Source organism: Pseudomonas sp. WS 5059 (assembly GCF_012985525.1).
Lineage (GTDB): Bacteria > Pseudomonadota > Gammaproteobacteria > Pseudomonadales > Pseudomonadaceae > Aquipseudomonas.
Map to the genome: position 1 here is coordinate 994,827 of NZ_JAAQWO010000001.1, position 12,263 is coordinate 1,007,089.

Below are 12,263 nucleotides of genomic sequence, written 5' to 3' on the forward strand. Positions count from 1 at the left end.
GCGGTGCGGCTTACTTAAGGTGCGGCAATCCGCCCTTGATACTTCACAGACTTAGATCTTGCCGACCAGGTCCAGGGACGGAGCCAGGGTAGCCTCGCCTTCTTTCCACTTGGCCGGGCACACTTCGCCTGGGTGGGCAGCAACGTACTGGGCCGCCTTGATTTTGCGCAGCAGTTCGGAAGCGTCACGACCAACACCGCCGTCGTTCAGCTCAACGATCTTGATCTGGCCTTCAGGGTTGATCACGAAGGTGCCACGGTCTGCCAGGCCAGCTTCTTCGATCAGCACGTCGAAGTTGCGGGAGATGGTCAGGGTCGGGTCGCCAATCATGGTGTACTGGATCTTGCCGATGGCTGGCGAGGTGTTGTGCCAGGCAGCGTGGGCAAAGTGGGTGTCGGTGGACACGCTGTAGATCTCGACGCCCAGTTTCTGGAATTCGGCGTAGTTGTCAGCCAGGTCTTCCAGTTCGGTTGGGCAGACGAAAGTGAAGTCGGCTGGGTAGAAGAACACGACAGACCACTTGCCTTTCAGGTCAGCGTCCGACACGTCTACGAAGTTGCCGTTTTTGTAAGCGGTGGCTTTGAACGGTTTTACTTGGCTGTTGATGATAGGCATCGTTGACTCTCCGTCAGGGGTTAGTAAGTTGATGGGTGAATCCTACCCAGTCTCATCGCCGATGGCTCATTGGCAAACCTGATGCTTGCGATTGGTTTTGGCTATCAACCAGCTGTATTAATAGAAGAAATCTTAAAGCAGCGGTTCGCGGGCCTGAGTCATGCCAAGAAAGGGCGTCGCTTCAACATAGCGCATGGCTGACTTCATGTCCTTCCAGCCGACATACGTCATCAGCGACTTCAAATCCCAGCCGCTGCGATGGGCCCAGGTGGCAAAGCCACGGCGCAGGGAGTGGCTGGTGTATTGCTCGGCGGCAATGCCGGCCCGCCCGAGGGCCTGGCGCAGCAGCGGGATCACGCTGTTGGCATGCAACCCCTCCTCACCCAGGTTGCCCCAGCGATCGATCCCGCGAAACAGCGGGCCGCGCACCAGGGCCGAGGCACTCAGCCATTCGCTATAGGCCTGTACCGGGCACAGCCGCAGCAGCGCCGGGGTTTGATAGGTCTGGCCGAGGTTCTCGCGGTCGCTCTTGCTGCGCGGCAGGTACAGGGTGATGCCCGCGCCTGGTACCGCCTGGACATGCTCGATCTGCAAACGGCACAGCTCATCACTGCGAAAGCCGCGCCAAAAGCCCAGCAGGATCAAGGCCGTGTCGCGCTTGGCACGCAGCCAGCGCGGTCGATCGCCCTCTGCCCGCGCCTGCTCGGCATCACGCTCAAGCCAGCCGACCACCTGCTCCAGATGCTGGAGCTGCAAGGGTTCGGCCTGTTTTTCCTGGGCCGGGTGCAAGGCGCGGATGCCCTTGAGCACCTTGCGCACCACCGGCGCCTTGGTCGGATCGGGAAAACCCTGGCTGGTGTGCCATTGCGCCAGCGCCGAGAGCCGCAGTTTCAGCGTATTGACCGCGAGCATCCCGGCATAGGCCACCAGGTATCGCGCCACGCTGTCGCTGGTGGCGGGCAGGAAGCCGCCCCAACTCACCTCAAAGTGCTCGATGGCAGCGCGATAGCTGCGACGGGTGTTATCGCGGGTGGCGGCGTTCAGGTATCGATCTAGTTCACTCATGCCGCGATCGCCGGCAAGCCGGCTCCTACAGAGGTTGGTGTACGGGAACTGCGCCCGGAGAGAGTCCGGCAAGTCATGACACGGGATAATACGCCAATATCCCATCTGTTAAATGGTGAATTTCAACGTGTTTTAATTCGTGATATAGTATGTATATACATAATACATACCACAGTATTAAATCGACGGAGACCCTATGGCTCGCGGTGGCATCAACAAAGCAGTAGTTCAGACGGCACGCCTGGCAATTCTCGCCCGCGGCGAAAACCCCAGCATTGATGCGGTGCGCATCGAAATGGGTAATACCGGCTCGAAAACCACCATTCACCGCTATTTAAAAGAGCTCGACGAGAGCGAAACCCGCCTCACCATCACCGAAGCCCCCATCGACGACGAGCTCGGCGAACTGGTCACACGCCTGGCCCAGCGCCTGAAAGAGAAAGCCCAGGAGCCCATCGACCTGGCCCTGGCCCAGTTCGAACAGCAAAAAAGCGCCCTGCTCGCCCAGGTAGAAGCGCTTGAAGCCGCACACAGCCAACTCCAGCAGCAATTTGATATCCAGGGCACCGCCCTCGCCGAAGAAAGCGCCGCGCTGCAAACCGCCAGCACCAGCCTGCAGACCGAGCAAACCCGTAACGCCGGGCTTAGCCAGGCGTGCAGCGACTACGAGCTACGGCTCTCGGACAAGGACGAACAGATTCGGTCGCTGGAAGAAAAGCACCTGCACGCCCGCGATGCCCTTGAGCACTACCGCAATGCCATCAAGGACCAGCGCGAACAGGAGCAGCGCCGCCACGAAGGCCAGCTGCAACAACTGCAGGCTGAATTGCGCCAGGCACAGCAGAGCGCCCTGGTGCGCCAGGACGAGATCACCCAACTGCATCGCGACAATGAGCGGCTATTGATTGAACACCGGGTTACGGCGAAGGAATTGACTGCCCTGCAGGAGCAAAGCCGCAAGGCTCAGGCCCAGCAACTCAAGCTGAGCGAACAGGTGAGCGTGATCGACAGCGAACGCACCCTGCTCCAGGAGCGCCTGCGGGTAGCGGTGCTGGACAGCCAGTCACGCCAGGAGGCACTGGCCGAGCAACAGCACAGCTACAAAGCCGTGGAACTGGACCTGATCAAGGCCCAGGCCACCATCGAGGCGCTGCGCCTGGCTGCCGTCGTTGCAACGACGCCAGAGGCAGCGGCCCAGGCCTGATCAGCCAGCCACTGGCGTGCGCATGGTGACGAATTCTTCCGCCGCCGTAGGATGCACGCCGATGGTCTCGTCGAAATGCTGCTTGGTCGCCCCCGCCTTGAGGGCGATCGCCAGGCCCTGGACGATCTCGCCCGCCTCCGGCCCGACCATGTGGCAACCCAACACCTTGTCGGTGTCGGCATCGACCACCAGCTTCATCAGGGTGCGCTCCTGGCACTCGGTCAGGGTCAACTTCATCGGCCGGAAGCGGCTTTCGAAGATCTGCACATTATGCCCATCGGCCCTAGCCTGCTCTTCGCTCAAGCCTACGGTGCCGATGTTCGGCAGGCTGAACACCGCCGTCGGGATCATCGCGTAGTCTACCGGGCGGTATTGCTCCGGCTTGAACAGGCGACGCGCCACGGCCATGCCTTCGGCCAATGCCACAGGCGTCAACTGCACGCGACCGATCACGTCGCCAATGGCCAGGATCGAAGGCTCGGCGGTCTGGTACAGGTCGTCGACCGCGACAAAACCACGCTCGTCCAGCTTGACCCCGGTGTGCTCCAGGCCCAGGTTATCCAACATCGGGCGCCGCCCAGTGGCGTAGAACACGCAATCGGCCTCCAACACACGACCGTCCTTCAGGGTGGCCTTGAGGCTGCCATCGGCCTGTTTGTCGATACGCGCGATATCGGCGTTGAATTGCAGGTCCAGGCCGCGCTTGGTCAGCTCTTCCTGCAAATGCTTGCGCACCGCGCCATCGAAGCCACGCAGGAACAGATCGCCGCGATACAGCAGCGATGTCTGTGCGCCCAGGCCATGGAAAATCCCGGCAAACTCCACCGCAATATAACCACCGCCCACCACCAGCACACGCTTGGGCAGCTCTTTAAGGAAGAACGCCTCATTGGAGCCAATAGCGTGCTCGTGCCCCGGAATCTCGGGAATCTGCGGCCAGCCGCCAGTGGCGATCAAGATATTCTTGGCGGTGAAGCGCTCTCCATTGATCTCGACCTCGTGCGCCCCGGTCAGGCGCGCGTGGCCTTCGTGAAGGGTCACGCCACTGTTGACCAGCAGGTTGCGGTAGATGCCATTGAGGCGATTGATCTCGCGGTCCTTGTTGGCGATCAGCGTCGCCCAATCAAAGTCCGCCTCGCCCAGGGACCAGCCAAAACCGCTGGCCTGCTCGAAGTCTTCGGCAAAGTGCGCGCCATAGACCAGCAGCTTTTTCGGCACACAGCCCACATTCACACACGTCCCGCCCAGGTAGCGGCTTTCCGCCACGGCGACCTTCGCGCCAAACCCTGCGGCAAAGCGTGCCGCCCGAACGCCACCGGAACCGGCGCCAATTACATAAAGATCAAAATCGTAGGCCATTTCACTCTCCTCGGCAGGGCATCAGGATACCCGCTTGTACCCAAAAAACCAGAAAGCCACCCGAAGGTGGCTTTCTTGAGACTCAACAGGCCATGCTTAATCAGTAAGCCTTGCCAGTCTTGTAGAAGTGCTCGTAGCAGAAGTTGGTCGCCTCGATGTAGCCTTCGGCGCCACCGCAGTCAAAACGACGACCCTTGAACTTGTAGGCAATGACGCAACCGTCCTTGGCCTGCTTCAACAATGCGTCGGTGATCTGGATTTCGCCGCCCTTGCCGGGCTCGGTTTCTTCGATCAGCTTGAAGATATCCGGGGTCAGGATGTAGCGACCGATGATCGCCAGGTTCGACGGGGCATCTTCCGGCGCTGGCTTCTCGACCATGTCGCGCACACGGATCAGGCCATCGCCAATGTCGTCGCCAGCGATCACGCCGTACTTGTTGGTTTCCGAAGGATCGACTTCCTGCACTGCAACGATGGTGCAGCGGTATTTCTGGTACAGCTTGACCATCTGGGTCAAGACGCCGTCGCCTTCCAGGTTCACGCACAGGTCGTCCGCCAGGACCACGGCAAATGGTTCGTCACCGATCAGCGGGCGACCGGTAAGGATGGCATGGCCAAGGCCTTTCATCTGGGTCTGACGGGTGTAGGAGAACGAGCACTCGTCGAGCAGCTTGCGGATACCGACCAGGTATTTTTCCTTGTCGGTGCCCTTGATCTGGTTTTCCAGTTCATAGCTGATGTCAAAGTGGTCTTCCAGGGCGCGCTTGCCACGACCGGTGACGATGGAGATTTCGTTCAGGCCGGCATCCAGTGCCTCTTCGACGCCGTACTGGATCAGTGGCTTGTTTACCACCGGCAGCATTTCTTTAGGCATGGCCTTGGTCGCTGGCAGGAAGCGAGTGCCGTAACCGGCTGCTGGGAACAAGCATTTCTTGATCATATAAGTCCTTAATAAGGGCTGTGCGTACGAAATTCGGCGCAGTCTAATCAGGCCGCAGCCACCTTACAATGGGCGCTGCTGGCGTTGCGATGTCAACATAGAGAAAAAATGTCGGCGTTAGTTCCGCCCATGTTCAAACAAGCGGCCCCAACGGCACCGGAGAAAACCCAGCATCCCCTGATTTCAAAGGGCCATATCCTTTTTAGCACGCTTTATGGGGTTCGGCACTGACCTGCAACAACTTACGCGCCCCCATGGCATTTGGCGCTATCATTGCCAGCTTGAACACCAGACCACGAGATTGTTAATAGATGTCAGAACCCAAAGGCGTAAACGGCTACCTGATCACCAAGCGAGCAGACGGCTGGCACCTGATCAACTTTCACGGCGACAGCGTTGCCGGCGTATTCGCCACCGAAAGCCAGGCGATTGCGGTAGCCGAAGTATTTGTGGATGAAGCCGGCCACGCGTCGAGCAAGCGACCAAAGGGCAAGTAAGCCTCTGCGGTTGCGCATGAAGCCCCGGTGAACGGGGCTTTTTTGTGATTGTCTGTACCTTGATGGCCGTTCGCTATAATCTCGCTGAAACGCCCCACAACAGTGTCAGCGCGCCCCTTAACACTTCTCAACGACGAACCTTACATGAACAAGATCCTGGCACTGACCTCGGTACTGGCGCTCGCCGGCTGCACCACCACTTCCGACATTTACCTGAAAAACGGCGAACAAGGCCTGACCATTGACTGTTCGGGCGAGGCCAATTCCTGGGCCAGTTGCTACGAAAAGGCCGATGCCTCCTGCGCCGGCACCGGTTACCGCATCGTCGGCACCGAAGGCACGCCAGCCTTGAAGGAAAGCGACAAGACCCTGGGCGCCGATGTGGGCAACTTCAAGGGTCGCAGTGTAGTGGTGGTCTGCAAGTAAGCTGGGCGGCTACATGTGAATCTCGGCGAACTTGATGCCGAGGCTGCGAATGGTGTCGATCAGGTCATCGAGTTTTTCAAAGGATTCGACCTCGTCCTGGTCATCCACCAGGAAAAAGCTGCGCCCGCCGCTTTTCTTGAAAAACACGATCCACTCCCCCGAATTGGCCGGATTTTGAATCACATGGGTCGCAGAGATATGACCCTCTGCATGCCGCTCTTTGACGCGCTCACGTTTCATAATTGCTTTTCCAGAATGACAATGCCGCTCAAACCCCGGGGCTTGAGCGGCATTTTTTGTGTTCAGACAACAGTTTAACGGATGCCTTGGCCAATCAGCACGCCGTCTACCGTTTGCCCGTACAGGTTCACCCCATCATTGGCATGGAACTTCACGCGGGTTTTCTCCACCGAGCCATCTACCAGGCGCGGATCCTGCGGGCGCTCATGGCGATTGACATAGGCCGCTACGTCCCAGGCCTGCTGGTCGCTCAAGCTGCCGCCCTTGCCCAGCGGCATGTTGTGCTTGATGAAGGACGCTGCGGTGTTGACCCGATGCATACCGGCGCCCCAGTTGTAGGAATCCTTACCCCACAACGGTGGCATCACGTAGCTGTCGCCCACCTTCTGCCCCTGCCCTTCGGCGCCATGGCACACCGCACATTGCGCCTTGTACACCTCGGCACCCTGCGCGAGGTTGTAGCCTTTGGCCGGTTGTGGCACCTCCGGGTAGCCACGCCCCGGCAACTCCACGCCCAAGGGTGCCTTGCTCGCCAGCCAGTAGGCATAGGTCGACAGCGCAGCAATCTCATGGCTGTCCGCTGCCGGTGGCGTGCCGCCATCCATGCTGAACTGGAAACAGCCCTGCAGGCGCTCGGCAAAGGAGTTGACCTTGTCATTCTTCTTACGGTACGCCGGGTACATAGGGTACGCCCCCCACAGGGGCGTGGAGTTGGCCAGGCGCCCCTGATCCAGGTGACAGTTGCTGCAATTGAGGCCGTTGCCGACAAACTGCGGCGCCAGGCGCTTGGTATCGACGAACAACGCATAGCCCTGCATCACCAGCTTGCCGTAGGCGTTGTCAGGCAGTTCGCTTTCCTGGGGCGGCTGGAACGCCTTGGCGGCGGGCACCGCAGCCGGCACCTGCAGTTGCGACTGATCTTCCATGGCAATCGGTGCGGCCAACGCCGGGACACTGATCAACGCGGCCAACACGGGTGCAAATGACAGATTCTTCATGGCTTGACCTCCTGGCCAGGCAAGGAGGCGAAGTAATTGGCGATACCCTGCACTTCGTCATCCGTCAGGGATTTGGCCACGTGCCCCATCAGGTCATTGGGGTCGTTGTGCCGAGTGCCACCGCGCCAGGCATTGAGCTGGGCAGCCAGGTAGGCCGCGGACTGCCCGGACAGCGGCGGGAACGCCTCGCCAACCCCCACGCCCGAGGGGCCATGACAGCTGACGCACGCCGGAATCTGCCGTTCCCAGGCGCCTTGCAGCGCCAGTTTTGCAGCGGGACTGTTCGGCGTAGCACTACGATGGACGACGGCCACGGCAGGTGCCGGCATCGCCGCCAGTGTCTGGGTCACCGCCGCGATTTCTTCCTCGGTAAGTGCCTTGGCCAGCGACGTCATCACCGGGTTGCTGCGCGTGCCACTCTTGAAATCATGCAGTTGCTTGCTCAAATAAGCCGCCGGCAACCCCGCAAGCCTCGGAAAACCCGCAGCAGCCAACCCCAGGCCATCCGCCCCGTGGCATGCCATGCACGCCGCCGCGCCAGGCTGCGCGCCACCTTCACTGAATATCTTGTTGCCCTCCAGCGCCTGCGCGCTGCCGAGCATGAGTAGCAAGGCGCCACCCATCAACACTCTCTCCACAGACATCATCACGACTCCATTTTTATAGTTATATGCTTAGACCTACAATGCATAAGCCTACAAATGGTAGGGTAATGAGCCGACAGTCACAACCGCCATGTAAGAAATTGCCGACAATAAAAAGCCCGGCACTGCAACCGCAGGCCGGGCTTTTTGATCGGAGTTGATCGCGTATGAGCGGCGTCGTGGACTCAGCCGGAAATACAGTCTTCCGCAGCTTTTTTCACGTCACCCGGACGAATCGGCACATTGGACATGCTCTCGTAGAGCTTGATGCTGCTACCGCTGGAGCGGTCTTCAATCTCGAAAATGGCCGATGGGTCAGCCGAAAACTTCTGCGGCACAATCACCCGCACACCTTCCTTGTGAGGCTCGATCTGCGGCGGACGACGGGTCGACGCCAGTTTCTGCACCACACACGCCGCGTATTCCTGCGGTTTTTTCCCGGAGATAACCGCCAGGGTTGGCGGTGTCTGCTTGATGTCTGAAACCGAAGCACATCCACCTATTGCCAGGGCCAGAACCAATACACTCCACTTCATACAAAACCTCCGATAAAGACCCTACGACAGCGGAGATGGTATTTTTCTCCCGCCCACGTAGGATTTATCCCTGATATATCGGTAAATAACTGTTTTAAATTGTCGAAGACGTCGACGACGACCCGATAATAAACGTGCTGGGGCTGATAAACTCCATCTTAACCTACGTATCGTTCTGATTTTTCAGAAAAAGCCCTTCTGGAGACACCCCCCCATGAAATTCATCCACCAGCGCGAACACTTGAACGAAGGGGATATTGTCGTCATTGAATGCTCCCAGACCTGCAATATCCGCCTGATGAGCGATGCGAATTTTCGCAGCTTCAAAAATGGCGGTCGCCACACTTATCACGGTGGCGCCTTCGACAAGTTCCCGGCCAAGATCACCGCGCCAAGCACCGGGTTCTGGAACATCACCCTGGATGTGGTGACGCGCCGTGCCATCAGCGTTACCCGCAAGCCAGCGTTGTCCCATAAGATCCGCATTGTTCGCCGCACCAGCACCAAACTCAGCTGATTGCCACCCAAGCCACAGGAATCACCGTGACTCAAACCACCAAATACGTCATCAAGTACAAACTCAACGGCGAACGCCGCTTCGAATTTGCCCAACTGCACGCGGCGAGCATCGAAGAGGCCCAGGAGGCCTTGGCGAAAATTCACGATGCCAGTGACGAAATCACTGAGATCACCGTGAGCAAGGCCCTGTAAAACCACGACCAGCAGCGGAGTGATTGTGCAACCTGATTCCACGGGTGACCTGTTCAGCGACGAGGCCTTGCAACAACCGGCCCGTCGCGAGCAAATCGGCGAACAATCCTACGTCCTCAGGGGCTATGCCCTGCCCTGGCTTGAGCGTGTATTGCCCGAGCTTCGTGCCGTCCTCGCCCAGTCACCGTTCCGGCAGATGGTCACCCCCGGTGGCTTTACCATGTCGGCGGCCCTGAGCAGTTGCGGCGAACTGGGCTGGACCACCGACCGCCAGGGCTATCGCTACAGCCCTCTGGACCCCGAGTGCCAACAACCCTGGCCGAGCATGCCGGCCGTGCTGCGCGAACTGGCGATCGACGCGGCCAGGGCTGCCGGCTTCGACGGCTTTGCACCCGACGCCTGCCTGATCAACCGCTATGTACCCGGCGCCAGAATGTCCCTGCATCAAGACAAGAACGAGCGCGACTACAGCGCCCCGGTGGTCTCGTTGTCCCTGGGGCTGGCGGCGGTGTTTCTGTTTGGCGGCCATCAGCGCAGTGACAAGACACAAAAGATCTCGCTGTTCCATGGCGACGTAGCGGTCTGGGGCGGCGTCGATCGCCTGCGCTTTCATGGGGTGCTGCCGATCAAGGAAGGCGTGCACCCGCGCATGGGGCCGCAACGGATCAACCTGACGTTTCGCAGGGCCGGCTGACCCCGGTGAATTCCACCGCAAGCAACGGAGTGCCCGGGCGCCCCCGGTTTATTATCCTGGCCACTGATCCATTGCCGAGCTATTGCCATGAGCACTGAAGATGATCTGCGCTGGGCAGCCATTGTCGCCCGCGACGCCACGGCCGACCTGACCTTCGTCTACGGGGTCAAGACCACCGGCGTGTATTGCCGCCCCAGCAGCAGCGCACGTCAGCCACTGCGCAAGAATGTCGAGTTTTTCGACACACCGCAGCAAGCCGAAGCCGCCGGGTACCGCCCCAACAAACGCACCTCGGCCGACCAGACCCAGGTTGCGCAACGCCATGCGCACCTGATTGCCGCCGCCTGCCGTCATATCGAACAGGCCCAGACCCTGCCCGCCCTGGAAGACCTGGCCAACGGCGCCGGCTTGAGCCCGTTCCACTTCCACCGCGTGTTCAAGACCCTGACCGGGCTGACACCCCGGGGCTATGCCCGCGCCCATCGCTCACGCAAGGTCAGGGCGCACCTGCAGGACAGCCAGTCGGTGACCGATGCGCTGTACGACGCGGGTTTCAACTCCAACAGCCGCTTCTACGCGTCAGCCGACCAGTTGCTCGGCATGAAGCCCAGCGACTACAAAGCCGGTGGCATCCATAACGATATTCACTTTGCCGTCGGCGAGTGTTCCCTGGGGGCGATTCTGGTGGCGCAGAGCAATCGCGGGGTCTGCGCGATCCTCCTGGGTGACGACCCGGACCAACTGGCGCGCGACCTGCAAGACCAGTTCCCGCAGGCCAATGTGATCGGTGCCGACCCCGGCTTTGAACAGTTGATTGCCCAGGTGGTGGGGTTTATCGAGGCGCCTGCCCTGGGCCTGAACCTGCCCCTGGACCTGCGCGGCACCGCCTTCCAGGAGCGGGTCTGGCAGGCACTGCGGGAAATCCCGGTGGGCAGCACCGCCAGCTACGCCGAGATTGCCAAGCGCATCGGCGCACCCAGCGCCTTTCGCGCCGTTGCCCAGGCGTGCGGCGCCAACAGCCTGGCCGTGGCGATTCCCTGCCACCGCGTGGTACGCAGCGATGGCCATCTATCGGGTTACCGTTGGGGCGTGGAGCGCAAACAGCTGTTGCTCCAGCGCGAACGCCACACCCCGCATGAACCACAGCCGGCGTCCAGTGAATAATACAGACTGGCCTTGCCCCGGCCGGCCCTGTTAAAAGGGCCGGGCAGCCCTTCCTGAGCGTTCCATCATTGGAGAAGCGATCCATGAGCACCTGGCCAGACACCCGCATTCTCGACCTGCTGGGCATTGAATTGCCGATCATCCAGGCGCCCATGGCCGGCAGCACCAGCCCCGAGATGGTGATCGCCGCGAGCCAGGCCGGGGCGCTGGGCTCGATGCCCACGGCCACACTCAGCATCGAGCAATTGCGCCAGGCGTTGACCACCATTGCCCAGGCCAGCGCCCGCCCCTTGAACGTCAACTTCTTCTGCCACCGGCCACCGGCCCCCAACCCCGAGCGGGATCGCCAGTGGAAGGATTTGCTGGAGCCCTACTACCGTGAGCTGGGCGCAGATTTTGACGCGCCCACCCCGCTCTCCAACCGCGCACCGTTCGACAATGCCAGCTGCGAGGTGGTGGAAGAATTCCGCCCGGAAGTCGTCAGCTTCCACTTTGGCCTGCCGGAAAAAGCGCTGCTGGACCGGGTCAAGGCCACCGGGGCAAAAGTGCTGTCGTCCGCCACCACCGTCGAGGAGGCGATCTGGCTGGAGCAGCACGGCTGCGATGCAATCATCGCCATGGGGTATGAGGCCGGGGGGCATCGCGGGATGTTTCTCAGCGACCGCCTCAGCAGCCAGATCGGCACAATGGCCCTGGTGCCGCAGATCGTCGATGCAGTCAGCGTGCCGGTAATCGCCGCCGGCGGGATTGGCGATGCGCGGGGCATGGTTGCCGCGTTCGCCCTCGGCGCCTCGGCGGTGCAGATCGGCACGGCCTATCTGTTCACGCCCGAAGCCACTATCACCCCCGCCCACCATCAGGCATTGCACAGCGCCCAGGCCAGCGAAACGGCACTGACCAACCTGTTCACCGGCCGCCCGGCGCGGGGGATCATCAATCGCGTGATGCGCGAGCTTGGGCCAATCAATCCCACCGCCCCGGCGTTTCCCTTGGCCGGTGGTGCATTGCTGCCGTTGCGCGCCCTGGATGCAGCCGACTTCAGCAGCCTGTGGGCCGGCCAGGCGCTGCGCCTGGGGCAAGACCTGTCCACCCGCGAGCTGACCCTGAGCCTGGCCCGCCAGGCGCTGGCGCAACTCAACAAGGGCTAGACCCCTGAGACAACTTTGCACT

At 60.7% G+C, this 12,263-nt stretch carries 16 protein-coding genes; 8 read left to right on the top strand and 8 right to left on the bottom strand.

Annotated elements, in window-relative coordinates:
* Positions 1-51 precede the first annotated feature (51 nt).
* Entirely contained in the window at positions 52-615 is a 564-nt protein-coding gene (ahpC, locus tag HBO12_RS04180; protein WP_010210361.1) for an alkyl hydroperoxide reductase subunit C, read from the bottom strand.
* A 132-nt stretch (positions 616-747) separates the two neighbouring features.
* Positions 748-1,680, bottom strand: a complete 933-nt coding sequence (locus HBO12_RS04185) for a site-specific integrase (protein WP_170041534.1) — start codon at positions 1,678-1,680, stop codon at positions 748-750.
* Between the two features lie 196 nt (positions 1,681-1,876).
* On the opposite strand from HBO12_RS04185, the gene HBO12_RS04190 reads away from it, so the two are divergent.
* Complete coding sequence (locus HBO12_RS04190) at positions 1,877-2,884, top strand: DNA-binding protein (protein ID WP_170041535.1); 1,008 nt, start codon at positions 1,877-1,879, stop codon at positions 2,882-2,884.
* Here the strand turns inward: HBO12_RS04190 and gorA are convergent, their stop codons facing one another.
* Positions 2,885-4,243: a glutathione-disulfide reductase gene (gene gorA / locus HBO12_RS04195; RefSeq protein ID WP_169955833.1), complete on the bottom strand. Its 1,359-nt coding sequence runs from the start codon at positions 4,241-4,243 to the stop codon at positions 2,885-2,887. It abuts the gene before it with no gap.
* Positions 4,244-4,343: 100 nt separating this feature from the next.
* Positions 4,344-5,183, bottom strand: coding sequence for a UTP--glucose-1-phosphate uridylyltransferase GalU (gene galU / locus HBO12_RS04200; RefSeq protein WP_029294645.1), 840 nt, complete (start codon positions 5,181-5,183; stop codon positions 4,344-4,346).
* Between the two features lie 311 nt (positions 5,184-5,494).
* Between galU and HBO12_RS04205 the strand changes: the two genes are divergently transcribed.
* Positions 5,495-5,680, top strand: a complete 186-nt coding sequence (locus HBO12_RS04205; protein WP_076960784.1) for a hypothetical protein — start codon at positions 5,495-5,497, stop codon at positions 5,678-5,680.
* Positions 5,681-5,824: 144 nt separating this feature from the next.
* The gene (locus HBO12_RS04210) at positions 5,825-6,106 is read left to right on the top strand and encodes a YgdI/YgdR family lipoprotein (protein ID WP_169955832.1); all 282 of its coding nucleotides are present in this window, start codon (positions 5,825-5,827) and stop codon (positions 6,104-6,106) included.
* A 9-nt stretch (positions 6,107-6,115) separates the two neighbouring features.
* On the opposite strand, the gene HBO12_RS04215 is transcribed toward HBO12_RS04210, so the two are convergent.
* The 4 genes from HBO12_RS04215 to HBO12_RS04230 form a co-directional block, all read right to left on the bottom strand.
* The gene (locus tag HBO12_RS04215; protein ID WP_169955831.1) at positions 6,116-6,346 is read right to left on the bottom strand and encodes a hypothetical protein; all 231 of its coding nucleotides are present in this window, start codon (positions 6,344-6,346) and stop codon (positions 6,116-6,118) included.
* A 74-nt stretch (positions 6,347-6,420) separates the two neighbouring features.
* Positions 6,421-7,344, bottom strand: coding sequence for a c-type cytochrome (locus HBO12_RS04220; protein ID WP_169955830.1), 924 nt, complete (start codon positions 7,342-7,344; stop codon positions 6,421-6,423).
* Entirely contained in the window at positions 7,341-7,991 is a 651-nt protein-coding gene (locus HBO12_RS04225) for a c-type cytochrome (protein ID WP_170041536.1), read from the bottom strand. The genes HBO12_RS04220 and HBO12_RS04225 overlap by 4 nt, the downstream gene beginning before the upstream one ends.
* Before the next feature lie 182 nt (positions 7,992-8,173).
* Positions 8,174-8,524: a hypothetical protein gene (locus tag HBO12_RS04230; protein WP_170041537.1), complete on the bottom strand. Its 351-nt coding sequence runs from the start codon at positions 8,522-8,524 to the stop codon at positions 8,174-8,176.
* 214 nt (positions 8,525-8,738) lie between these two features.
* Here HBO12_RS04230 and HBO12_RS04235 point away from each other — a divergent pair, with 214 nt between their 5' ends.
* The 5 genes from HBO12_RS04235 (at position 8,739) to HBO12_RS04255 (ending at position 12,241) form a co-directional block, all read left to right on the top strand.
* Entirely contained in the window at positions 8,739-9,041 is a 303-nt protein-coding gene (locus HBO12_RS04235; RefSeq protein WP_003173824.1) for a DUF1883 domain-containing protein, read from the top strand.
* A 26-nt stretch (positions 9,042-9,067) separates the two neighbouring features.
* Positions 9,068-9,235, top strand: a complete 168-nt coding sequence (locus HBO12_RS04240) for a hypothetical protein (RefSeq protein WP_169955827.1) — start codon at positions 9,068-9,070, stop codon at positions 9,233-9,235.
* 25 nt (positions 9,236-9,260) lie between these two features.
* Positions 9,261-9,929: a DNA oxidative demethylase AlkB gene (gene alkB / locus HBO12_RS04245; RefSeq protein WP_170041538.1), complete on the top strand. Its 669-nt coding sequence runs from the start codon at positions 9,261-9,263 to the stop codon at positions 9,927-9,929.
* An 87-nt stretch (positions 9,930-10,016) separates the two neighbouring features.
* Positions 10,017-11,093 carry a bifunctional DNA-binding transcriptional regulator/O6-methylguanine-DNA methyltransferase Ada gene (gene ada, locus HBO12_RS04250; RefSeq protein WP_169955825.1) on the top strand — a complete coding sequence of 359 codons (1,077 nt, stop codon included), beginning with the start codon at positions 10,017-10,019 and terminating at the stop codon, positions 11,091-11,093.
* 83 nt (positions 11,094-11,176) lie between these two features.
* A complete protein-coding gene (locus HBO12_RS04255) occupies positions 11,177-12,241 on the top strand; it encodes an NAD(P)H-dependent flavin oxidoreductase (RefSeq protein ID WP_170041539.1) in 1,065 nt (354 codons plus the stop codon).
* Positions 12,242-12,263: the final 22 nt, after the last annotated feature.

What these genes read in the sequence shown, in the direction of transcription:
- ahpC (WP_010210361.1), bottom strand. Translation starts at nt 615, where the DNA reads ATGCCTATCATCAACAGCCAAGTAAAACCGTTCAAAGCCACCGCTTAC.
- HBO12_RS04185 (WP_170041534.1), bottom strand. Translation starts at nt 1,680, where the DNA reads ATGAGTGAACTAGATCGATACCTGAACGCCGCCACCCGCGATAACACC.
- HBO12_RS04190 (WP_170041535.1), top strand. Translation starts at nt 1,877, where the DNA reads ATGGCTCGCGGTGGCATCAACAAAGCAGTAGTTCAGACGGCACGCCTG.
- gorA (WP_169955833.1), bottom strand. Translation starts at nt 4,243, where the DNA reads ATGGCCTACGATTTTGATCTTTATGTAATTGGCGCCGGTTCCGGTGGC.
- galU (WP_029294645.1), bottom strand. Translation starts at nt 5,183, where the DNA reads ATGATCAAGAAATGCTTGTTCCCAGCAGCCGGTTACGGCACTCGCTTC.
- HBO12_RS04205 (WP_076960784.1), top strand. Translation starts at nt 5,495, where the DNA reads ATGTCAGAACCCAAAGGCGTAAACGGCTACCTGATCACCAAGCGAGCA.
- HBO12_RS04210 (WP_169955832.1), top strand. Translation starts at nt 5,825, where the DNA reads ATGAACAAGATCCTGGCACTGACCTCGGTACTGGCGCTCGCCGGCTGC.
- HBO12_RS04215 (WP_169955831.1), bottom strand. Translation starts at nt 6,346, where the DNA reads ATGAAACGTGAGCGCGTCAAAGAGCGGCATGCAGAGGGTCATATCTCT.
- HBO12_RS04220 (WP_169955830.1), bottom strand. Translation starts at nt 7,344, where the DNA reads ATGAAGAATCTGTCATTTGCACCCGTGTTGGCCGCGTTGATCAGTGTC.
- HBO12_RS04225 (WP_170041536.1), bottom strand. Translation starts at nt 7,991, where the DNA reads ATGATGTCTGTGGAGAGAGTGTTGATGGGTGGCGCCTTGCTACTCATG.
- HBO12_RS04230 (WP_170041537.1), bottom strand. Translation starts at nt 8,524, where the DNA reads ATGAAGTGGAGTGTATTGGTTCTGGCCCTGGCAATAGGTGGATGTGCT.
- HBO12_RS04235 (WP_003173824.1), top strand. Translation starts at nt 8,739, where the DNA reads ATGAAATTCATCCACCAGCGCGAACACTTGAACGAAGGGGATATTGTC.
- ada (WP_169955825.1), top strand. Translation starts at nt 10,017, where the DNA reads ATGAGCACTGAAGATGATCTGCGCTGGGCAGCCATTGTCGCCCGCGAC.
- HBO12_RS04255 (WP_170041539.1), top strand. Translation starts at nt 11,177, where the DNA reads ATGAGCACCTGGCCAGACACCCGCATTCTCGACCTGCTGGGCATTGAA.